The organism is Streptomyces sp. NPDC002324, from assembly GCF_053593335.1.
In genome coordinates this window covers 14,067-34,905 of the sequence record NZ_JBSFCF010000017.1, presented here as the reverse complement: position 1 = coordinate 34,905, position 20,839 = coordinate 14,067, and the positions used below count along the sequence as shown (strand labels likewise).

The 20,839-nt window shown below is 72.8% G+C and carries 20 protein-coding genes and 1 pseudogene; 8 read left to right on the top strand and 13 right to left on the bottom strand.

Features of this window, described 5'->3' with window-relative positions; genetic code table 11:
- Window positions 1-11: 11 nt before the first annotated feature.
- Window positions 12-929, bottom strand: a complete 918-nt coding sequence (locus ACWCRJ_RS22435) for a ketopantoate reductase family protein (RefSeq protein WP_450940934.1) — start codon at window positions 927-929, stop codon at window positions 12-14.
- A 180-nt stretch (window positions 930-1,109) separates the two neighbouring features.
- Between ACWCRJ_RS22435 and ACWCRJ_RS22430 the strand changes: the two genes are divergently transcribed.
- Window positions 1,110-1,337, top strand: coding sequence for a DUF2277 domain-containing protein (locus ACWCRJ_RS22430; RefSeq protein WP_005478730.1), 228 nt, complete (start codon window positions 1,110-1,112; stop codon window positions 1,335-1,337).
- Window positions 1,338-1,623: 286 nt separating this feature from the next.
- On the opposite strand, the gene ACWCRJ_RS22425 is transcribed toward ACWCRJ_RS22430, so the two are convergent.
- The 5 genes from ACWCRJ_RS22425 to ACWCRJ_RS22405 form a co-directional block, all read right to left on the bottom strand.
- Window positions 1,624-2,235, bottom strand: a complete 612-nt coding sequence (locus ACWCRJ_RS22425) for a DedA family protein (protein ID WP_050398276.1) — start codon at window positions 2,233-2,235, stop codon at window positions 1,624-1,626.
- A 218-nt stretch (window positions 2,236-2,453) separates the two neighbouring features.
- Complete coding sequence (locus tag ACWCRJ_RS22420) at window positions 2,454-2,909, bottom strand: DoxX family protein (protein ID WP_450940933.1); 456 nt, start codon at window positions 2,907-2,909, stop codon at window positions 2,454-2,456.
- 85 nt (window positions 2,910-2,994) lie between these two features.
- Window positions 2,995-4,953: an FAD/NAD(P)-binding protein gene (locus ACWCRJ_RS22415; RefSeq protein WP_450940932.1), complete on the bottom strand. Its 1,959-nt coding sequence runs from the start codon at window positions 4,951-4,953 to the stop codon at window positions 2,995-2,997.
- A gap of 195 nt (window positions 4,954-5,148) precedes the next feature.
- Window positions 5,149-6,813, bottom strand: coding sequence for an alkaline phosphatase D family protein (locus ACWCRJ_RS22410; RefSeq protein WP_450940931.1), 1,665 nt, complete (start codon window positions 6,811-6,813; stop codon window positions 5,149-5,151).
- Between the two features lie 136 nt (window positions 6,814-6,949).
- Window positions 6,950-7,594, bottom strand: a complete 645-nt coding sequence (locus ACWCRJ_RS22405) for an HNH endonuclease family protein (protein ID WP_450940930.1) — start codon at window positions 7,592-7,594, stop codon at window positions 6,950-6,952.
- A 600-nt stretch (window positions 7,595-8,194) separates the two neighbouring features.
- On the opposite strand from ACWCRJ_RS22405, the gene ACWCRJ_RS22400 reads away from it, so the two are divergent.
- Both ACWCRJ_RS22400 and ACWCRJ_RS22395 read left to right on the top strand, forming a co-directional pair.
- Window positions 8,195-8,782: a TMEM165/GDT1 family protein gene (locus tag ACWCRJ_RS22400; RefSeq protein WP_450940929.1), complete on the top strand. Its 588-nt coding sequence runs from the start codon at window positions 8,195-8,197 to the stop codon at window positions 8,780-8,782.
- A gap of 178 nt (window positions 8,783-8,960) precedes the next feature.
- Window positions 8,961-9,630: pseudogene (locus ACWCRJ_RS22395) on the top strand (HAD-IA family hydrolase).
- Window positions 9,631-9,710: 80 nt separating this feature from the next.
- On the opposite strand, the gene ACWCRJ_RS22390 reads toward ACWCRJ_RS22395, so the two are convergent.
- Complete coding sequence (locus ACWCRJ_RS22390; RefSeq protein WP_450940928.1) at window positions 9,711-10,658, bottom strand: NAD(P)-dependent oxidoreductase; 948 nt, start codon at window positions 10,656-10,658, stop codon at window positions 9,711-9,713.
- Window positions 10,659-10,727: 69 nt separating this feature from the next.
- Between ACWCRJ_RS22390 and ACWCRJ_RS22385 the strand changes: the two genes are divergently transcribed.
- Complete coding sequence (locus ACWCRJ_RS22385) at window positions 10,728-11,096, top strand: winged helix-turn-helix transcriptional regulator (RefSeq protein ID WP_450940927.1); 369 nt, start codon at window positions 10,728-10,730, stop codon at window positions 11,094-11,096.
- A 305-nt stretch (window positions 11,097-11,401) separates the two neighbouring features.
- Here ACWCRJ_RS22385 and ACWCRJ_RS22380 read toward each other — a convergent pair whose 3' ends face one another.
- Together ACWCRJ_RS22380 and ACWCRJ_RS22375 are read right to left on the bottom strand one after the other, a co-directional pair.
- Entirely contained in the window at window positions 11,402-11,722 is a 321-nt protein-coding gene (locus ACWCRJ_RS22380; protein ID WP_450940926.1) for an antibiotic biosynthesis monooxygenase family protein, read from the bottom strand.
- Window positions 11,723-11,840: 118 nt separating this feature from the next.
- Window positions 11,841-13,049, bottom strand: a complete 1,209-nt coding sequence (locus tag ACWCRJ_RS22375; protein WP_450940925.1) for a peptidoglycan-binding domain-containing protein — start codon at window positions 13,047-13,049, stop codon at window positions 11,841-11,843.
- Window positions 13,050-13,258: 209 nt separating this feature from the next.
- Here ACWCRJ_RS22375 and ACWCRJ_RS22370 point away from each other — a divergent pair, with 209 nt between their 5' ends.
- The gene (locus ACWCRJ_RS22370) at window positions 13,259-15,499 is read left to right on the top strand and encodes a DHA2 family efflux MFS transporter permease subunit (protein ID WP_450940924.1); all 2,241 of its coding nucleotides are present in this window, start codon (window positions 13,259-13,261) and stop codon (window positions 15,497-15,499) included.
- Here ACWCRJ_RS22370 and ACWCRJ_RS22365 read toward each other — a convergent pair.
- The gene (locus tag ACWCRJ_RS22365; RefSeq protein WP_450940923.1) at window positions 15,480-16,022 is read right to left on the bottom strand and encodes a GNAT family N-acetyltransferase; all 543 of its coding nucleotides are present in this window, start codon (window positions 16,020-16,022) and stop codon (window positions 15,480-15,482) included. The genes ACWCRJ_RS22370 and ACWCRJ_RS22365 overlap by 20 nt on opposite strands.
- 159 nt (window positions 16,023-16,181) lie before the next feature.
- Here ACWCRJ_RS22365 and ACWCRJ_RS22360 point away from each other — a divergent pair, with 159 nt between their 5' ends.
- Window positions 16,182-16,922 (top strand): hypothetical protein, encoded by a 741-nt coding sequence (locus ACWCRJ_RS22360; protein ID WP_450940922.1) that lies wholly within the window; start codon window positions 16,182-16,184, stop codon window positions 16,920-16,922.
- 5 nt (window positions 16,923-16,927) lie between these two features.
- The gene (locus ACWCRJ_RS22355) at window positions 16,928-17,512 is read left to right on the top strand and encodes a hypothetical protein (protein ID WP_450940921.1); all 585 of its coding nucleotides are present in this window, start codon (window positions 16,928-16,930) and stop codon (window positions 17,510-17,512) included.
- Window positions 17,513-17,593: 81 nt separating this feature from the next.
- Here the strand turns inward: ACWCRJ_RS22355 and ACWCRJ_RS22350 are convergent, their stop codons facing one another.
- Window positions 17,594-18,028, bottom strand: a complete 435-nt coding sequence (locus tag ACWCRJ_RS22350; RefSeq protein WP_450940920.1) for a DnaJ family domain-containing protein — start codon at window positions 18,026-18,028, stop codon at window positions 17,594-17,596.
- A 118-nt stretch (window positions 18,029-18,146) separates the two neighbouring features.
- On the opposite strand from ACWCRJ_RS22350, the gene ACWCRJ_RS22345 reads away from it, so the two are divergent.
- Window positions 18,147-18,542: an FHA domain-containing protein gene (locus ACWCRJ_RS22345; RefSeq protein ID WP_005478697.1), complete on the top strand. Its 396-nt coding sequence runs from the start codon at window positions 18,147-18,149 to the stop codon at window positions 18,540-18,542.
- A 19-nt stretch (window positions 18,543-18,561) separates the two neighbouring features.
- Here ACWCRJ_RS22345 and ACWCRJ_RS22340 read toward each other — a convergent pair whose 3' ends face one another.
- Both ACWCRJ_RS22340 and ACWCRJ_RS22335 read right to left on the bottom strand, forming a co-directional pair.
- Window positions 18,562-19,233 carry an O-methyltransferase gene (locus ACWCRJ_RS22340; protein WP_450940919.1) on the bottom strand — a complete coding sequence of 224 codons (672 nt, stop codon included), beginning with the start codon at window positions 19,231-19,233 and terminating at the stop codon, window positions 18,562-18,564.
- Between the two features lie 114 nt (window positions 19,234-19,347).
- On the bottom strand, window positions 19,348-20,661 hold the full coding sequence (locus tag ACWCRJ_RS22335) for a DUF2330 domain-containing protein (RefSeq protein WP_450940918.1): 1,314 nt from the start codon (window positions 20,659-20,661) through the stop codon (window positions 19,348-19,350).
- Window positions 20,662-20,839 lie beyond the last annotated feature (178 nt).

The window sequence follows — 20,839 nt, the reverse complement described above, 5'->3', positions numbered from 1 at the left end:
CCGGTGGTCGTTCAGTGACCCGCCGCGCGCAGCTCCGCCACCACCTCGGCCGTCGCGGGTACGGGGACGCCGTGCCGCTCGGCCGCGCGGAGCAACGCGCCGCCGATCGCGTCCAGTTCGAGAGGCCTGCCGGCCTCGGCGTCGCGCTGCATGGAGGACTTGGTGGCGGGCGGGAAGGCGTCGTAGCGGCGCAGGGCCTCGGCCGGGTCCACGGGGGCCCCGGCGGCCGCGCTGACCGCCGCCGTCTCCTGAACCAGGGCGGTCAGTTGCGCACGGTGGTGCGTGCGGATCTCGCCCAGGGGCAGGCCGTGGCGGGTCGTCAGCAGGGCGAACGGGGCGAGGAACGACATCTTCGCCCACAGCACCGCCGTCTCGTCCGTTGCGCCCGCGAGGACACGGACGCCCACGCCGGACCATTCCAGGGCCCCGGCGAGGGAGTTGAGGCGGTCGCGGGGGACCGAGTCGCCGGTCAGGTCGACCTCCGCGAAGGGGCTGCCGTGTTCGATGACGCCGGGGGCGACGCGGGTGGACTCGACGCGGATGGTGGCGGGGGCGACGGGGACGGTGTCGCCGTAGTGGGCGCGCAGGAGTGCCGGGTGCTCGACGCCGTTCAGGAACGGTACGACCAGGGTGCCGGGGCCCAGGGCCGGTGCCGGGAGCCGGTCCAGGGCCGTCGCCAAGCTGGTGTGCTTCACCGCGATCAGGGCCGCGTCGACGGGTTCGCCGAGTTCCGTCGCGGTCTCGACGCGGGCGGTGAACTCGCCGAAGCGGGCGCTTGTGACCTCGATGCCGTCTCTCCGCAGGACCTGTGCGGTGGTCTCCCCGGCCAGGCAGATGACCCGGTTCCCGGCGCGGGCCAGCAGCGCGGCGAGCAGGCCGCCGACGCCGCCGGGGCCCAGGACCGCCACCGTGAGCCGTTCGTTCGTCATGATCCCCTCGTTTCTGTCCGCCGCCGGGTGGGGTCGAGGCGGGCTCGGTGATGATCACAAGGGGGGATCGTGGAGTCAATCCTCGGGGAAACTTGCCGATGCCCAAGGAAACGCTTTGTTGTGGCGGTGACCTGGGCGGTCGGGCTGGGGTTGCGTGGTCGTACGCGCGAGACTGGGTGCATGTGCCGCAGCATCAAGACCCTTCGTCCGCCCGTCCTGCCCGAAGAGGCCACCGAGGACGACATCCGTGCCGCCGCCCTCCAGTACGTCCGCAAGGTCTCCGGCTTCCGCGCGCCCGCCGCCCACAACCGTGAGGTCTTCGACCACGCGGTGGAGGTGATCGCGGCGGCGACGGCGGAGTTGCTGGACGGCCTGGAGGTACGGGGCGCTCCGCGGCGGGCCGGGTAGCTCCCCGGCCCTGCCTTCGACTTGGCGGGCTCGGCCGCCCCTGGGGCGGGTGCGGTCTTTGCCTGCGGGCCGGGGGCTGGTCGCGCGGTTCCCCGCGCCCCTGGAGGCTCAGGCCCTGTGGGCCCGGCGGTTGGGTCGGGCGGGGCTGGGTGGCGAGGGGCTCGGGGGCCTCGGCGCGTGCACGTACCGAGGGCGTGGGGGCAGCCCTGCTTTCAGAGCCGCGGGGAACTGCGCGATCAGCCCCCACCGGCCCGCGCCCGGCGATGTACGCGCACCCGCCCGGACGTCAGTCCGTGGTGCGAGGGTGGCGCATGAAGTACGCCGCGCCGGCGCCCGCGCCGAAGAGGGCCGCCAGGGAGACCGCCGTCGCGAGCCAGGTCGGGCCGAGCCACTGCGCGCCGAGGTAGCCGAGGGCGACGCTGTAGGCGGCCCAGGCGAGACCGGCGACGGCGGACCAGGGCAGGAAGTCGCGGGCACGATGGCGGGCGGCGCCGGCACCGAGGGAGACGACGGAACGGCCGGCCGGGGCGAAGCGGGCGACGACGACCAGCAGGCCCCCACCCCGGGCGAGCGCGGCGCCGAGACGTTCCTGCGCCGTCGTCAGGCGCCGGGAACGGGCGATGGCACGGTCGAGCCAGGCACTGCCCCGCCAGGCGAGCCGGTACGCCACGAGGTCACCGAGCACGGACGCGGTCGCCGCCGAGAGCAGAAGCACCAGGATGTCGGGGACCTCGCGGGCCATCGCGCCCGCCGCCGTCTCGGCCGCGGCCGCCGTGGCCACGGTGACGACTAGCACGCCGCTCGGCAGGACCGGGAGGAACACGTCCAGCACGATGGACACGCCCACGACGGCATAGATCCATGGGCCGACGGCCAGCCAGCCCAGACTCTCAAGCACCGCGCACTCTCCTGTTTTCCCCCGGCGTCACGTAACCCGTGACAGCCGAACAGCGTACGCCCCGGGTATCACAGAAGGCCCGCTGGGGCTCATGTGTCCGTCACACCGTGTTCATCGGACCGGCTCGGATCGGGGGCGCGGGGGAGGGGGCGGGTGGGGCTGCCGGGGGCGAGTGGTACCCCCGGCGGCCCGTTCGTGCCGGTGGTGACCGGGGCGGGTCAGGCCGCCACGGGGGCCTTGCTCCTGTCGGCCCTGCCCGCGGACGCGGCCTGGCGCCGGGCGAGGAGCTGGTCGAGGCCGAACGCGCCCGAGCCGGTGAAGATCAGGAGGAACATGGCCCAGCAGTACAGGGCCGCGCCCTCCCCGCCGTTCTCGACCGGCCACAGGGCCTGCGGCTGGTGGACCTTGAAGTACGCGTAGGCCATGGCGCCCGAGGCGATGAACGCCGCACCGCGGGTGCCCAGGCCGAGGAGGACCAGCGTGCCGCCGACGAGTTCGATCACGGCCGCGTACCAGCCGGGCCAGGTGCCCGCGGCGGCGGTCGCGCCCTGTCCGTCCACGCCGCCGAGGATGCCGAAGAGACTCTTGGCGCCGTGGCAGGCAAAGAGCAGGCCGATGACGATGCGGAACAGCCCGAGGACGTATGGCTGGGCGCTGTTGAGGCGTCCGGTCATGTGGGGGACTCCTTCGGTAGTGACCCGGTCCTTGTGGGACCAGTGGGGACGGTTCTTACCGGTGAGTCACCCACGGTAGGCAGGCCTAATCGATGCTTACAAGTTCAACATCTGGCCAGCTCTGCACCTGCCCACCGGGCGTCGTCCCAGGCGTCGCCGCACGTAGAACCGCTCGCGCCACGGCGTCGGCGTCCGAAAGTGTGACCGAATCAACTCCCGGGCGCGCGCCCGCCGCCGTCACCCAGTGCACGCCCTCCGTGGGCACACCGAACGCGAACCTCCGTGCGTGCAGCCGACCTTGACGGTCTATCAGGTGATAAGGGCGCGGGGTCACGTCCAGTCCACCCGTCTCGTACCCGTTCGTCCGGTGCGGTCGGCACCCTCCCGTCGCGAGCAGTCCGGCGAGCAGACCGTCGGCGGTCCTGCGGAGGTCCGCTTCGGGGAGCCGGGCCTCGACGACCGTCGTCACCTGGACCGCCGACCCCCGCACCTCGGGCGAGCGCGCCAGCCAGGCCCCGCCCTCGGGCCGTACGTCGAGCCGGGGGCCGAGCACGGTCAGCACACCGGCCTCGATCAGCGCGGTCATCTCCTCGACACGGCTGCGGGGCGGGCCGATCGACAGGAAGGCGTTCAGCGGCGTGTACCAGCGGTCCAGATGCTCGCGGCGCGACGCGCCCGCCAGCCCGCCGTGGTCCACGATCAGCCGCAGCTCGTTCCGCAGGTCCCGCAGCACGTCCAGCGCGGCCTTCACCGGCCCGTCGACGTTCCCGAGCGCGGCGTGCGCCGCGTCCTGCCGCAGATACTCCAGCAGCCACTCCCGCCACTCAGCCGCATCCGCGAACTCCCGCCCCGTGTACGGCCGCGCGATCCGGTCCCACGACCACCGGTCCGCCTCCGCGACCCCGCACTCGTCCAGAACGGCGGACTCCTGGGCGGAGCGGTGGGGCGTGGCGAGGAAACGGTCGCGGAAGGGGAGGTCCGCTCCTGATCCCCGCACCTCGCCGGAGCGGTGCGCCCTCAACACCCCTTCGTAGTAGACGGTTTCGACCTCCTTCGCCACCAACGGCCATATCTCCGCCAGGAAGTCGGGCGCCTCGCCGGAGTCGGCGCGTTTGCGGAAGGCCGCGATGACCTCGGGGGTCAGGACGAGCGGGGTGTGGCGGCCGTAGGGACCCTTGGCGTTGTCCCCGCGTGCCTGGTACGGGATACCGCGCCGGGAACCTGCGTACAGACGGGGCTCCCGGCCGGAGGGGACGTATCGCAGGCTCCCTTGCGAGGCATCGTGTACGAAGCGGCCGCCCCGGCCGGTCGTCAACAGGGCCATGTGGTCGAAGAAGTTGAGGCCGAGGCCGCGCAACAGGACCGGTTCCCCCGGGGCCACGGGGGAGAGGTCCAGGTCGGCCGGGTTGGCCGGCGGGAAGTGGCGCAGGCCGTGGTGCGCGGCGTGGGCGGCCAGGTCCGCCTCGGCTCCGTCCAGGACGGTGGGCAGGTGGCCCTGGGCGAGGACCACCGCGGCGAGGCCGGTGAGCACGCGGCCGTCGGCGAGGGTGAGTCGCTGGCCGCCGCCGGCGTCCTCGGGATCGTCGTCGAGGCGGACCGCGCGGGTGCCGTGCACCTCGACCCGGACCCCGGGCGGCGCGCCGCGCACCACCTCGGCGAAGACCCACTCCAGATAACGCCCGTACCGGGCCCGGGTCGGATAGTCGTCGGGGCCCAGGGTGTCCCCCTCCCGGCCGGCCGCCCACGCGTACAGGCTCGGGCCCGGCCGTATCGGGCCCGAGCAGTCCACGCTGTCGTCGGTGAAGAGGGTGACCTGGGAGGCCACCGTGTTCATCAGCAGGTGGGGGGACTGGTCGGTGCGCCAGACCTGGCCGGGGCCGGGCGGCGCGGGGTCGACGACGTGGACGGTCAGACGGGTGCCGGGACGGAGCAGTTCGGGGGCGGAGGCGCAGAGGCGTTCCAGGACGCTGGTGCCGCGCGGGCCGGCGCCGACGAGAGCGACGCCGATGTCACTGGTCCCTGGGGAACCTGGAATGTCCGGCAAGGGGCAACTCCCGTGCGTGTGGGGCGCATGGTGGGGCGCGGCGCGGCGGACCGCCCGCCGGGAAGCGGACGGTCCGCCTCATCATGCCGCCGTACGTCACGGGAACAGAGCTCTGAAACCCCTGGGCGCGTCAGGTGTGGGATGCCTCACGGGCATCTCGGACAACAGGGGTGACAACCGCGCGCAAGGGGTCGATCAAGGGGCGAGCATCGAGTCGGATCCCGTCTCCAGCCGCGCCCCGCCGTCCCGCCGGGCCCGCGCGCGGTCGAGCCGCAGCCGTGCCGAACGGCCCCGCAGCGTCAGCGTCATGAGGTGGTTGCCGAACCAGGGGCCGTCCGTCCGGCGCCAGTCGATCGACGGCCGTGCACCCCGCCCGTGCCGCCCGAACCACCGGCCGAGCGCCCGCCCCGTCCCGCTCCAGCCGAAGCGGAAACCGAGCTTTATCGAGAGCGGGATGGAGTTGTGCACCGGGGAGCAGGTGAGCTGGAGGACCCGCGCGTCGGGGGCTCCCGGACGCCCGGCGCCGCCGGGGGCGTCCTTCGGCCACGACGGTTCGGCGACGTACGCGTGATGCACGTCCCCGGAGAGCACGAGCACCGTCGCCGGGGCGTCGTCGCCCGTACCGGCCTCGGCGATCAGCCGGGTCAGGTCCTCGAAGGAGGAGGGGAAGGCCGCCCAGTGCTCCAGATCGGCGCCCCGGCGCAGCTTCTCCCCGAACCGCGCCCAGCGCTCCCCGCGTTCGCCCCGGCACAGCGCCGCGCTCCACGCCTCGGCGTCGTGCACGAGGTGGGGGAGGAGCCAGGGCAGGGAAGTGCCGATGAGCAGATGGTCGTACGAGCCGCGCGCGTCCAGGGCCTGGGTACGCAGCCACTGCGCCTCGCCGGGGTTGAGCATCGAGCGGTCGCGCTCGTCGAGGACGCGGGCGGCCCGGCTGTCGAGCATCAGCACGCGTACGCGTCCGAAGTCCCGCCGGTAGCTCCAGCGGACCGAGGCGGGGTCCTCGTCGGCCGTGGCGGCGTGGGCGCGCAGCGCGTCCGTGCCGTCCGGGGTGGCGCGTACGGCGGCGTACAGGGGGTCGGCGGCCAGTTCGCCGGGGGAGAGGTTGCCGAGGTGCTGGTGGACCCAGTACGACATCAGGCCGCTCAGGATCCGCTCGCGCCACCAGGGGGTGGCCCGCATGTCGGTGAGCCAGGACTCGCTGGTGTTCCAGTCGTCGATGACGTCGTGGTCGTCGAAGATCATGCAGCTGGGGACCGTGGAGAGCAGCCAGCGGATCTGCGGGTCGAGCCAGGACTCGTAGTAGAGGTGGGTGTACTCCTCGTAGTCCGCGACCTGGTCGCCCGGCGGCTCCTTCAGGTCGCGGCGGGCGGCGAGCCAGCGGCGGGTGGCCTTGGAGGTCTCGTCGGCGTAGACCTGGTCGCCCAGGAGGAGGAGCACGTCGGGGCGCTCGGCCTCGGGTGCGGCGGCCAGCCGGACCGCCAGGGTGTCCAGCGCGTCGGGGCCCACCGGGTCGGGCTCGCCGGCGGGCGGCGCGGCCCAGCGGCAGGAACCGAAGGCGACCCGGACGGTGTCGCCCTCGGCCGGGGTGCGGATCTCGGAGGGCGGGAAGGGGGAGTCCGGCTGCGGCCACACCGGCGCGCGGTCCAGGAGGACCTCGTACGCCGAGGCCGTGCCCGGCGTGAGGCCCGTCACCGTGATCAGCGCGTAGTGGTGGCCGGCGATCTGGAACGTGCGGGCCTCGCCGCGCCCGCCGCCGGCGCACCGCACCTCGGCGACGCACGGACGGCTCGCCTCGATCCACACGGTCGCGGACGAGCCGTCCACATAGCGAAGCAGTGGTCCCAGGCGTAGCCCGGTCATCGCGATCACCTTCCTCCGTCGCCCCGTACGGTACGGAACGACGGAGGTGATCGGCGAGGTTCCGGACCGTTTCCGGGCCACATTGTTCGCCGGATCCGGAGACTCGCCCAGGACGGCGGCCCGCCGGGCGGGTGGGTCAGCAGCTCGCCAGGTAGCTGGTGAGGGCGCTCTTCTCGGCGGAGTCGACCGAGAGGTCGTAGTAGTACTTCACCTGCACCCAGGCGCGGACGTAGGTGCAGCGGTAGGACGTGACCGAGGGCATCCATTCGGCCGGGTCCTGGTCGCTCTTGGACTGGTTCACGTTGTCCGTGACGGCGATGAGCTGGGGGCGGGTGAGGTCGTTGGCGAAGTTCTGGCGCTGGGTGCTCGTCCAGCTGTCGGCGCCGGAGTCCCAGGCCTCGGCCAGCGGCACGAGGTGGTCGATGTCCAGGTCGGCGGCGGCGGTCCAGGTGGCGCCGTCGTAGGGGGAGTACCAGCTGCCGCTGGTGGCGGCGCAGGCGGAGCTGGTGACGACGTTCGTACCGTCGCGCTTGAGGACCGTCTCGCGGGTGTTGCAGGTGCCGCTGATGGTGATCCAGTGGTTGAACAGGTCCCGGTCGTACCCGGTGCGGTCCTCGGTCGCCACGGTGAGGGTGGCGAGGTAGGAGCGGGCCGTGGCGGCGCTGACCGGGGTGGGGAGCGCGGCGGAGGCGGTGGGGGCGTTGAAGAGCGCGACGGAGGCTATCAATCCGCTGAGCGCCGCGAGTATGCTGACTCGTCGACGCGCGTAGAACCTGCGCATGTGAACTCCTTGTGGGGCCGGGGATGTTGAGCGGGGCGGGGCGGTGGGGGGTGCGAGCGATTGAAGGGTCGCGTCGTTGTGTTACCGGCGGATGTGCGTCTGGTGAGAAGCTAGTGACGTGTGCATGACACGACAAGGGGTGCGGCGGTGATTTGATGCCGGGGCCTCCGGCGTGGGCGCGGGGGAGGCGTCGGGTGGCGTGTGGTTGGCGTGCGGGTGCGGGTCCGGTGGGGGCTGGTCGCGCAGTTCCCCGCGCCCCTGAGAAGCAGGGGCTGCGCCCCGTGCTTTTCGAAGCCCCACCGTGCCCGCGGTCGGCTGCGTCGTACCCCCGACGCACCCGCCCCCCGGGCGACCGGCGTACCATGGACGGCGCAGAAGGGGAGTAGCTCTTCGCCGGACCGTCGACATACTGCTCAGCTCGTCTGAGCCGGCGCCCGGAGGCAGGTTCCGTCGACCGGAACCGGCCAGCGAGACCTTCGGCAAGCAGTGCACCGTCCGTGCCGCCCGGCACGGGCCGTCCGTGTGCTGCCGTGCCGAGGTGTCGATGTCGCGTCAGCGGATGATTTCTCTCGGTGGGGTGGCCCGACCGTCTGAGGAACCTTGATCAGCTTCAGTGTCACGGCGCTCGTCTTCGGCGTCGTCTTTCTGGCGGAACTCCCCGACAAGACCGCGCTTGCCGGTCTCGTCCTCGGTACCCGCTACCGCGCCTCGTACGTCTTCGCCGGTGTCGCCGCCGCCTTCGCCGTGCACGTGGTGCTCGCGGTGGCGGCGGGCAGCGTCCTCACCCTGCTGCCGCAACAGATCGTGCACGCGCTGACCGGCGTGCTGTTCCTGGGCGGCGCGGCGGTGCTGCTCAGGACGAAGGGCGGGGCCGACGGCGACGCGGAGGTCCGGCGGCCCGAGGACCAGAGCTTCTGGAAGGTCTCGGGGGCGGGATTCATGCTCATCCTGGTCGCCGAGTTCGGCGATCTCACACAGATCATGACGGCGAACCTCGCCGCCCGGTACGACGACCCGCTGTCCGTCGGGCTCGGCGCGGTGTTCGCCCTGTGGGCCGTCGCGGGGCTCGGCATCCTGGGCGGCAACGCGCTGATGAAGCGGGTGCCGCTGAAGCTGATCACGCAGGTCGCGGCCGTGCTGATGCTGGGGCTCGGCGTGTGGAGCCTGTGGGAGGCCGTGACGGGATGAGGGGCCGGGTGGGTGACGGGGTGGCGGGGAACCCCGTTTGTTTTGTACCGTGGGTGAACAAAGTGGCTCCCGCCCGCATTCCCTGACCGGTGGGCGGGGCCGCCTTGTCCCTGCGGGCCGCCTCGCCGGGCCCGATCGTCCGCGGCCCCCGCTCGCCTTTCGCGTTTTGGAGCTGCTGATGACGGCCACGACCGTTCTGACCGCCCGCGCCCTCCTGCTGGACATGGACGGCACCCTCGTCAACTCGGACGCCGCCGTCGAGCGGGTCTGGCGGCGCTGGGCCGAGCGGCACGGGCTGGACGGCACCGAGATCATGAAGGTGGTCCACGGCCGCCAGGGGTACGCCACCATGGCCGTCCTCCTGCCCGACCGGCCCATGGCGGAGAACCTCGCGGACAACGCGCGGCTGCTGGCCGAGGAGACCGCCGACGTGGACGGTGTCGTCCCGATACCCGGCGCGCCGGAGTTCCTCGCCGCCCTCGTCGCCGGAGGCGTGCCGCACGCCCTCGTGACCTCGGCTGACGTCCCGCTGTCCACGGCACGGATGGCCGCGGCCGGGCTGCCGCTGCCCGAACTGCGCGTCACCGCCGAGTCGGTGGGCGCGAGCAAGCCGGACCCCGAGGGTTTCCTCAAGGGGGCCGCCGAACTGGGCGTCGCGCCCGAGGACTGCGTCGTCTTCGAGGACTCCGAGGCCGGCATCGCGGCGGGGCGCGCCGCGGGGATGCGGGTCGTCGGCATCGGCGAGCGCGCACGGTCCCCACGCCCCGGACGTGGTGGCACCCGACCTGACGGCGGTGCGGGTCGAGGCGGCGGGCGACGGGGCGGTACGGCTGCACGTGCGCGGCTGACGTGGATGTGGGGCGCCCGCGCCTCTGTCGGTGATGCCGGTGCCGGCTCCCCGGACGCCGTCGGCCGCCGCCCGTTCCCGTCAGTGCCGGCCGGGGGCGATCGGCTCGGGGTCGTCGAGGACGTCCGTCAGGCGGGTGAAGCCGTCCGTGCCGTGGCCTCGGGCTATCGCTCGGCGGGCGAAGCCCTCGGCCGACCGCATGACGCTCGCGTCGATGCCGTGGGACTCGGAGACCTGGACGATGTGGGCCATGGTCGATACCGCCGAGGTGAGCGGATTGCCCTCGCCGGAGTGCCGGCCGCTGTCGACCTCCTCCGCACCCGCCTCGAACAGTGCCGGGAGGATCGCGGCGATCCCCTGGGCGAACGGGGTCAGCTCCCGCGCGCCGACCCCCTCCGCACGGGCCAGCGCCAGGGCGTGGGTGTAGCCCGCGATCGAGGTCCAGAAGAGGTCGAGCAGCGCGATGTCGTACGTCGCCGCCCGGCCGACCTCCTCGCCGAGGTGGGTGTGGGTGCCGTCGAGCGCGTCCAGCACGGGCCGGTGGGCGTTGTAGAGGTCCTCCGCCCCGCTGTAGAGGAACACCCCGTCCGGCGTGCCGATGGTCGGCGTCGGCGTCATGATCGCCCCGTCCAGGTAGTCGACGCCGTGCTCGGCCGCCCAGCCGGCGGTGGAGCGGGCCCGGTCCGGGATGTCGGCGGTCAGGTTGACCACCGTGCGGCCCTTGAGCGCCCGGGTGACCGCCGGGTTTCGCAGTATCGCGTCCGAGGCGTCGTAGTTCACGACGCAGACGACGGTCAGCGCGCTCGCCGCCACCGCCTCCTCGGCCGACCCGGCGCCGACCGCGCCCCGCGCGACCAGTTCGGCGTCCCGGCCCGGCGTGCGGTTCCAGACCGTCGTCTGCACCCCGGCGTCGAGGAACGCGTCGGCGAGGGCACGGCCCATCGGGCCCAGGCCGAGTACGGTGACGCTGGGGGCGGGGGTGGCCGTACCGGTGGCGCTGCTGGTGGGCTCTACGGTGTGTGCGGGCATGACTCGGTAACTCCTGTGGAAAATAGGTGGGTTGTCGATTCGCCACGAACGGGGCGAGGGGGAGCGAGAATGTCGCGCAAGCGTGCCGAGGACCCGAATGTCTGCGGGGTGACCGCGGCGATCGCCGTGATCGAGGGCAAGTGGAAGACGTCGCTGCTCTGGCTGATGGAGTCCGGCCCGCACCGCCCGGGTGAACTGCGCCGGATGCTGCCGGGCCTCAGCGAGAAGGTGCTGACTCAGGCACTCCGTGAGATGGAGACCGACGGGCTCGTGCACCGGGAGGTGCACGACGTGCTGCCGCTGAAGACCGTGTACAGCCTGACCCCGTTCGGCCGTGAACTCTCCGAGGCACTGGGGCCGTTGTCGGACTGGGGGCACCGGCGCCTGGAGACCCTCACGGGGGTCGAGGACGAGACCGTGTGCCGCCCGGCCTCATGACGCCTCACGCCGTCGTCATCGTCGTTGCCTCGTCGCCGTCATGGCCGTCATCGCCGTCGTGGCCGTCATCGCCGTCGCCGTCGTGTTCATCGCGTTCGCCTTCGGTCCCCTGGTCCGTGCCGTGCGACCTCTCGGCCGCGCCTTCTCCACAAGGGTCGCCCGACGGGCTCCGCTCGCCAAGTACCCACAAAAAGGTGGGTACTCAACGGACCGGCTCGCCCCCGTCCGGCGGCGCTTGCGCAGCCGTCGGACGGGGGCGAGGGGGTGGGTGTGGGGAGGGCTGGTGGTACCGGTGACGGTGTCCGTCAGGAAGCGGCCTTCGCGCCCGCCTGCTGGATGACCTCGAACGTCCAGACGGACGAGTCGGAGGCGGCCGGCCGGGGACGGTCGCCGCCGCCCTGGTGGGCCTGCTTCATGGGGCCGTCCATCCACGCCTGGAAGGCGGCCTCGTCGCGCCAGCGGGTGTAGACGAGGTAGTTGTCGGTGCCGTCGACGGGACGCAGCAGCTCGAACCACTGGAAGCCGTCGGAGTTCTCGACCACTCCGGCGCGGGAGGCGAACCGCTTCTCCAGCACCTCGCGCTGTTCCGCCGGAACAGCGAGGACATTGATCTTGACGATGCTCATGTCCTCATCCTGCATCACCCACGACGAGAGAGCGTCCGCCGAACCCCGCGCCACCCGGTCGGTCGTGCTCGGCACCCGTCACCCCCGTCGCTCCCCCGGCTCCGCCCCGCCCCCTCGGTCACGGCTGCTTCGTCTCGGACTCCAGTCGCTCCCGGGTCACCAGGCCGTAGACGCCCGGCTCGTCCTGGTCCTTCGTGATGCCGCGGCTGCTCTGGTAGAAGAGGACGGCCTGTTCGACCTGGTCGTCGTAGTTCTCGTCGATGTCACCGGTGTAGAGGCCCAACTGACGCAGTCGCAGCTGGAGTTCGGTGACCTCGGGGTCGTCGTCACCCGGGCGGAGCGTCTTGGGCGCGACCATGCGGCTGTCCTTCGACCCGTCCGCGCCGGTGGCCGACGAGCCGGTGGAGGCGCCGGCGCTGGGAGAGCCGCTCTGCGTCGGGTCGGCCGAGACCGACGGCGACGGCGAGCCGGACGCCTCCGACGCCGAGGGCGAAGGGGACGGGCTCCGCGTAGGGCTCGGGGTGACCGCCGTGCCCGCGCCACCACCCGGCGGCGCCGGTGCGGGCGCGCCGCCCCCGCCCTCCCCGGACGGCCCCGCCGGCGACGCCTCCCCGTCCGGCGACGCGTCCGGTGCGCTCGCCCGCAGGTCGTCCGGCAGCGCGCGGTCCCGCTCCGGGGCGTTGTACGAGAACAGTCCGCTCGCGAACCCGGCGGCGGCCATCACCCCCGCGGCGGCGGTCCCGGCCAGGACGACGGCGATCCCCGCACGGCGGCGGCGTCGCCGACGACGTACGGGGTGCCCGGCGGCGGCGTCCGGCGAGGAGGCGTGCGTCGATGGCTGCGGCGGCGGTGCCGGGAACGGCGCCCGGGTCGAAGCGGCGGAGTGCGACGCGCCTGGCGTACCTGGTGTACCCGGCGCACCTGGCGCCGGGGCACTGGGCCTGCCGGATGTATTCGACGTGCCCCACACGCCGAATCCCGCCCCGCCCGCCCCCTCACCCCGTCGGCCGAACGCCCGTGTGTCGGTCGGATCCAGCCGGGGAGTCGTCGACGCCGTCGCCGCCGTGGTCATCGGCATGGCGATCGTCGACGTCCGGTCGGGCCCCCGTCCGTCACCCGCCGCGACGGCCGAGGCGTCGCGCTCCTCGCCCAGTTCCACGTAGGGGCGAATCCGGAGGGGGTCGAAGTCCTCCGCGGCCGCCGCCTCGGCCGTACGGGTTTCGAGCAGGGCCTCGGACGCGCGGCGGCCGCACGCGCAGGACGGCGTGCCGTCCGAGGCCCGGGGGGTGGAGCATTCCGGGCATATGTGACTGGTCGGTTCACTCACGTGTCGTTCCTCCCCGTGAAGACTCCAGAGTTTAAGCAAATGGCCGACACAGAATCTCCCAGATGCCCTTGGAATCAAGGGTTCCGGAACAGCTCGACAGGCCATAACCGGTCACACCGACCACGATGGAATGGACATGGAGGAAGAGGAAACCCAAGGACGTTGTACGAGCACGCCGCAGGAGACCCTCGGCCCCACGGGAGGTCTGCATGACCGACGACACCAGCCACGCCCCCGCCGACGGCGGCGACGAGCCCGCGCACGCCGCCGCAGACGCGCGTGCCGGCTCCGTGAGCACCGGTGACGGCACCGGTGGCGCCGGTCTCGCCGCCGGGGGCACGCCTCCGCCCGGCCCCCGTGGCCAGGGCGTTCCCGTCGCCGAGGGGGTGCCCGGCGGGGTGATGGTCTCCATCGGGGCCCTGCTGCTGGGCATGCTGCTGGCGGCGCTGGACCAGACGATCGTCTCGACGGCGCTGCCCACGATCGTGAGCGAGCTGGGCGGGCTGGAGCACCTCTCGTGGGTGGTCACGGCGTACATGCTGGCCGCGACGGCGGCGACCCCGCTGTGGGGCAAGCTCGGCGACCAGTACGGCCGCAAGCGGCTCTTCCAGACGGCGATCGTGATTTTTCTCATCGGGTCGGCGTTGTGCGGGGTGGCGCAGAACATGCCGCAGCTGATCGGGTTCCGGGCCCTGCAGGGGCTCGGCGGCGGCGGGCTGATGGTGTTGTCGATGGCGATCGTCGGCGATCTCGTCCCGCCCCGCGAACGCGGGCGCTACCAGGGGCTGTTCGGCGCGGTCTTCGGCGCGACGAGTGTGCTCGGTCCGCTGCTCGGCGGGCTGTTCACCGAGCATCTGAGCTGGCGTTGGGTGTTCTACGTCAACCTGCCCGTCGGAGCGGTGGCGTTGCTCGTCATCGCCGCCGTGCTGCGCATCCCGCGCCGGGCCGAACGGCATGTCATCGACTACCTCGGCACCTTCCTCATCGCCTCCGTGGCCACCTGTCTGGTCCTGGTCGCCTCCCTCGGCGGCACCACCTGGGACTGGGACTCACCGCAGATCATCGGCCTCTCCGTCCTGGCCGTGCTGCTCGTCGCCGTCTTCGTGGCCGTCGAGCGGCGGGCCGCCGAACCCGTCCTGCCCCTCAAGCTGTTCCGCGTCCGCACCTTCACCCTCTCCGCCGTGATCAGCTTCGTCGTCGGCTTCGCGATGTTCGGCGCGATGACCTACCTTCCGACGTTCCTCCAGGTCGTGAAGGGCGTGTCACCGACCATGTCGGGTGTGCACATGCTGCCGATGGTGTTCGGGCTGTTGCTGTCCTCGACGGTCTCCGGGCAGATCGTCAGCCGCACGGGCCGCTGGAAGGTCTTCCCCGTGGCCGGCACGGCCGTCACCACGCTGGGTCTGCTGCTCCTGCACCAGCTCGACGCGGACAGCGGCACCGGCGAGATGAGCGCGTACCTCTTCGTCTTCGGGCTCGGGCTCGGGCTCGTGATGCAGGTCCTCGTCCTGGTCGTGCAGAACGCCGTCCCGTACGAGGATCTCGGCGTCGCCACCTCCGGCGCGACCTTCTTCCGGTCCATCGGCGCCTCGTTCGGCGTCGCCGTCTTCGGCACGGTCTTCGCCGGGCATCTCGGCGCCAAGCTCACCGACGCGCTCGACGGGGCCGCGCTCCCCTCCGGCGTGAGCGTGGACGGGCTGCAGGCCGACCCGCGCGAGATCGGCCGGCTTCCGGCCTCGCTGCGCCCCTCCGTCCTCGACGCGTACGCCTCCTCCATCACCGACGTCTTCGTCTACGCGGCCCCGGTCGCCCTGCTCGGCTTCGTCCTCGCCTGGTTCCTGCGCGAGGACCGGCTGCGGGCCTCCGTGACGGCGCCCGACGCCACGGAGACGCTCGCCAGCAACCCGGTCGAGCGGTCGTCGTACGACGAGGTGTGCCGGGCGCTGTCGGTGCTCGGGTCGCGGGAGGGCCGCCGCGAGGTCTACCGGAAGATCACCGCACGGGCCGGCTACGACCTGCTGCCCGCCACCAGTTGGCTGCTGCTGCGGATCCGGCGGTACGGCTGGGCCGAACCGGCCGTGCTCGCGGAACGCAGCACCGTGCCGCTCGATGTGATCATGGCCGCGACGCGGCAGGTCGAGGAGCGCCGCCTCGCCCGCCGTGACGGCATCGACCTCGTCCTCACCGACGCCGGCCACGAGGCCGCCGACCGGCTCGCCCAGGCCCGCGAGGACTCCCTCGCGGAACTTCTCGGCGACTGGTGGGGGCCCGACCGCCCCACCGACCTCGTCCGCCTCGTCGGGGAACTCAACGCCGAGCTGTGCGGCTCGGACGCGGAACGCCCGCACGACGACGGGGCGATCACACGACGGCCGTCGGGCGGGACGACCCCGGGTACGCCGCCCACGCCGCCCCCCGCGTCCGACACGTCTACGTCAGTGCCTTCGTGAACCAGTGCTCCGCGTACGCCTGGTCGTTGTGCGGGGCGCTCTCCTCGTAACCCAGCCGGGCGTACAGCGCGCGGGCCTCGACCAGGTCGCCGCGGGTGTCGAGGACGATCCGCTCGGCGCCGAGCGCGCGGGCCGCGTCCTCGGCCGCGCTCACGAGGAGCGCGGCACCGCCCCTGCCGCGCGCCCGCGGCAGCAGGAAGACCCGCTTCAGCTCGGCCGTCGCGGCGTCCGTCAGCCGCACCCCGGCCGTCCCGGCCGGCTCGCCCCCGTACCGCGCCACCAGCAGCAGCCCGCCCGGCGGCGCCAGATACTCCCCGGTGTCCGCCGCGATCTCCCGCTCCAGCTCGTCCGGGTCGGTGGCGTGCCCCTCGTGCAGCAGGTACCAGCGGTCGCTGACCTCGGTGTAGTACGCCCGCCAGAGCGCGGCGGCGACGGGGGAGTCGTACGGCTCCTCGGCCACGGACCAGCCGGGCGGCGTGGGGGCGGTGCGAGCGAGGTGGGGGACGGGGGCGATGTGGGTCATGGCGGTCATTGTCGGAAGCGGGGGCGGGTGGTCCGCAAACGATTTACGCCGTTGTCCGCCTTCCACGCGCTTGCCGTTTGAACGAACGGGTTCGGGCAACCCGGTCCGAAACGGCCCGACGGGGCGAGACGCCCGGGCCGAGGACTCTGGAAGGCATTCATGTCCACAGGCTTGATCATCGCTTTGATCGTGATCGTAGCGGTCGTGGTCGTTGTGGCGGCCGTCCTGGCCCGGCGTGCCCGTGCGGGTACCGGTGGCGGCGGATCGCTGAAGCGGCGGTTCGGACCGGAGTACGACCGGACCGTGACCCGCCATGACGGCGACGAGCGGGCCGCCGCCCGGGAGCTCGCGGAGCGGGTGAAGCGGCACGGCTCGATGGAGAAGCGGGCGCTGCCGAGCGCGGAGCGCGACCGCTACGAGTCCCGCTGGGCGGCCGCCCAGGAACGCTTCGTCGATTCGCCCCGTGAGGCGGTCGCCGAGGCCGACCGGCTGCTCTCCGAGGTGGCCGCGGCGCGCGGTTTCCCGGACGGCGGCCAGTACGAGACCCAGGTGGAGGCGCTGTCCGTCCACCACGCCCACCATGTGCACGGCTACCGCCGGGTGCACCTCGCGGCGCACACCACCGGCGACGGCACCCAAGGCCGTACCGGGGACGTCGCCGGCACCGGCACCGAGGAGATGCGCGAGGCCATGATCGAGGCCCGCGCCCTGTTCGAGGACCTGGTGACACCGGGCCGCCGGGACACGCGCGCGGACCGTCACGACACCGCCGGGCGACAGGACCCGGCCCACCGCGACGGCGCGGTGCGGCACGACGAGCGCGACGGAGCGGCCGACGACGGCCACCACCGGTCCCATCTGCCATGGGCGCTCACCAGGCGCCACGCGAAGGGGAGTTGAGGACGATGACTGACGACACGACCAGGAGCGACAACATCCGGGAACGCGCCGCGCGCGAGACACCGGGCACGGACCCGAGGCGTGACGGGGTCCGGGGCAACGGGATCTCGCCGGGCACGCGGGCGGCCGACGCGACCGGCTCGGCGGCCGGCACGGGTACCGGGGCCCCGCTCGTCGCGGGGCACGACACCACCAAGGGCCGCACCGACGACCGTATCGGCCGGACGCTGGGCGCCGACGACGAGCCCGGCCGGGACCGCGGCGAGGACCGCACCAGGGGCACCGCCTCCGGCGGCTCCCACTCCGGGGGCGCCGATCTCCTGCCCCACGACGAGACCGACAAGCTGACGACGCGGCTGCAGCACGCGGTCGGCGGGTTCGTCGACGAGCCCCGGTCCGCCGTCGAGGAGGCCGACCATGTCCTCGAAGAGGTCACCGCCCGCTTCACCGACGCGATGACCCAGCGCCGCCGCACCCTGCGCACCTCCTGGGAGACCACGGCGGACGACCGCGGATCCACCGACACCGAACAGCTCCGCCTCGCCCTGCGCGACTACCGGGAGCTGACCGAACGGCTGCTGCGGCTGTAACACCGCGGACAGCGACAGACGAGGCCGCGCCCCGGTTCGTGCACCGGGGCGCGGCCTCCTGCGTGGGCGGGGGCGGGACCCTCATTCACCGGCGTTCGCCGGGTCACGTCCCTCGCGCCGCTCCCGTCCCTCCCGCCACTGCCGTACCACCTCTTCCACGTCGTACGGCTTCAGGCCGAGCGGTGGGCCCGGGGGCGGTTTGAACATCATGTCGCGGATCTTGGTGTTGATCTCGGTGATGATCTTGCGGACGGCGTGTTCGGAAGGGGCGTCGGCGGCGGTCGCCAGGGCGTCCTCCGCCTCCTTGCGCAGGGCCAGGGTCGGGGGCAGGACGGAGAGGCCCTCGCGGGCCATCTTCCGCTTGATCCACCAGAGTTCGTCGTAGGTGGTGTTGTCGTCCGGCAGGGGACGGCCGACGCCGGGGAGGGTCGTGAAGTCGCCGCGCGCCTCCGCGTCGCGGATCTGTTTGTCGACGAAGGACTCGAAGCTGACACCGGGGGGCTTGCGCTCGGTCATGCGTCCATTGTGCCGGAGCCCGCACAACAGGACGATCCGGCGAATTATCATGCGGCGGCGGCACCGCAAACGCGCCGTGCGCAGCGACAATCGGAGTTTGACCCGTTAGGAGCGGTACGTGCTCGAACTCACCATGGCCTCGGTCTCCGAGGCGGACGCCGGGGCGACGGCCGGCATGCAGATGGCCGACGCGCCCAGCGAGCCGGGCGGCGTGCTCCGGGTGGGCCGCGATCGGGCGGTGTGCCGGCTCGCGACACCGGACGACTGGCTCTTCGTCTCCCGCGTGCACCTGGAGTTCCTGTGCGCCCCCGACGGGAGCTGGCAGGTCACCTGGCTGCGGGGCTCCCACGCCGACCCCTCCTCCGAGGTGCGGCTGACCCTGCTCGGCCACCAGCCCTCGCCGCTCCCGTACGGCGGTACCGCGAAGCTCCCGCACGGCAGCTCCGGCGAACTCGTCATCTACGACCGTACGGGCCCCCGCAGCGTCAACGTGGGCTTCTACCACGAGGCCTGACGGGGACCCCCGGCCGAGGTCAGTCCAGCACCCGGGCCAGCGCGAACCCGTCGTACCCCTTGCTGCCCACCGTCTGGATCGCCGTGCCGCTCAACCTCGGGTGCGTGGCGATGAGTTCGATGGCGGCCCGGGTGCCGCGCACGTCCGGCTCGGTGCTGCCGGCGTCGGCGACCCGGCCGCCGCGTACGACGTTGTCGACGACGATGACGCTGCCGGCCCGGGTGAGGCGCAGGGCCCACTCCACGTAGTGCGGGTTGTTGGCCTTGTCCGCGTCGACGAAGACCAGGTCGAACGGCTCGGGGTTCTCGTCGGTCAGCTTGGGCAGCGACTCCAGGGCGGGGCCGACCCGTACCTCGACGATGCCCTCCAGTCCGGCGCGCGCGATGTTGCGGCAGGCGACCTCCGCGTGCCGGGCGCTGTACTCCAGGGAGATCAGCCGGCCGTCGGCGGGCAGCGCCCGGCCCAGCCAGATGGTGCTGTAGCCGCCGAGGGTGCCGATCTCCAGGATGCGGCGGGCACCCTGGATCCGGGCCAGGAGATGAAGGAACTTGCCCTGGTTGGCGGCGACGTCGATGGCCGGGAGCCCGGCCGCCTCGTTGTCGCGCAGCGCCGCCTCCAGGGCCTCGTCGTTCGGGGCGAGGTGGGTGGTGAAGTAGGTGTCGACGTCGTCCCAGGTCCGCGACTCGCTCATGAAGCTGTGCCTCCCGCGCCTTTCATCAGGACAGTTACTTAGATCAGCTAAGTAGGTGCGCTAATGAATATAGGCGCGGGGTGGCCTCCCTGTCAGCGGTTCCCGGGGCGTGTTTCAGCCGTTCGGTTCGGGGTTCGGTCCCGGGCGGGGTCCGAGCTTCGGGTCTGCCGGGGCGGCGGGCGCCTCCGGCCGGTACGGCCCCGGCGGGTACGGCCCCGGTGCCCCCGGCGGGTAAGGGCCGGGCGCTCCCGCCGGGTAGGGGCCGGCGGCCTGCGGGTGGGCGCCCGGCGGGTACAGGGCCGCGCCCGGCGGCGGCACGGGCGGCAGTTGCCGCTTCGCGTTGCGTCTGAGCACGAACGCGACGGCCACCGCCTTGATCGCCAGCACGGCGATGCCGATGCCGAACGACACCAGCCAGCCGGGGATGCCCCACACGGTCCACATCTCATCCACGTGGATGACCTTTCGATAGGTGTCGTCGGCCGCGGCCCGCCGCAGCGTGTGATCGCCGGAGATCAGCTCCGGCCGCGGAAAGTCCTGCTCGACGGCGGTGAGGAAGTCGGTACCGCCGCCGGTGAGATCGCCGAGCGGGCCGGACTGCCTGCCGAGGCGCCCGGCGAACGTCACCACCGGCTCGTCCCCGCCGATCGAGGAGCCGGGCTCCATCCGGTGCCCGGCGAGTACGTACAGGTCGAGGGCCTGCGGGGTGGTGGCCAGCCGCGACAGCCGCATCGGGTAGACCAACTCGTCGCTGGCGAAGGTGAGGTGGAGCGGGTCCAGCGTGCCCGTGAGCGGCAGACGGGCGGCGGTGTCCTCGGGGGCCAGCCGGACGGCCACGTACTCCCACTCCTGGCGGACGTACGGCTCCAGGGCCGTGTCCAGGCGGTCCGGGAGCGCGAAGCCGTTGTCGTCGAGCCAGTCGCCGAGCGCGCCGGAGTCGGTGGCGGTCAGCCGGGCCACGTCGAACGGGCCGAGCCGTTCGCGGCCGACGACATCCACCGGGGCGCCCGGACTCCGGGGCGCGGCGTCCCCCGCCGTACCGTCGCTCTCGAACATGTCGAACGGCCAGTCGTCCGAGCGCGGCCAGAAGTACTCCCGCCTCTCGTACACGGGCGCGGTCTCCTCGTCGAGCCGCTCGAAGACGGCCGCGTCACCGAGCCTCACCGTCGCCCGGTTCGGCACAGGCATGATCCAGGCGGCCGTGCGGGCGTCACCCGAGACCGTCAGGCTCATCACGATCTGTTCCGCGCGGCCGTCCCAGCGCACGACGGACCTCTCGCGGCTCACGTACACGTTCCGCCGGTCGTCCGGCACCATGGCACCGCAGCCGCAGGCGTACGCCGGTGCCACGAGCGACGCCAGCTGCAAGCCCAGCAGGGCGAGTACGACGACCAGTAGCCGTCCGCGCCCCCGTACGCGACCGTTCATCCCCCGTGCTCCCCCCGCCGTGCGCTGCCGTGCGTTCATGCCGACGGCCATGCTTTCAGGTGTTTGTCAGTGCCCTGTCACGACCCCGCCCGTGATGCGCATCCGTGATCCACGTCGCGCCCTTGAGCGTGGGGGCGGCTCTCCGCGCACTATCGTCATCCGGACAAAACAGGGGCGG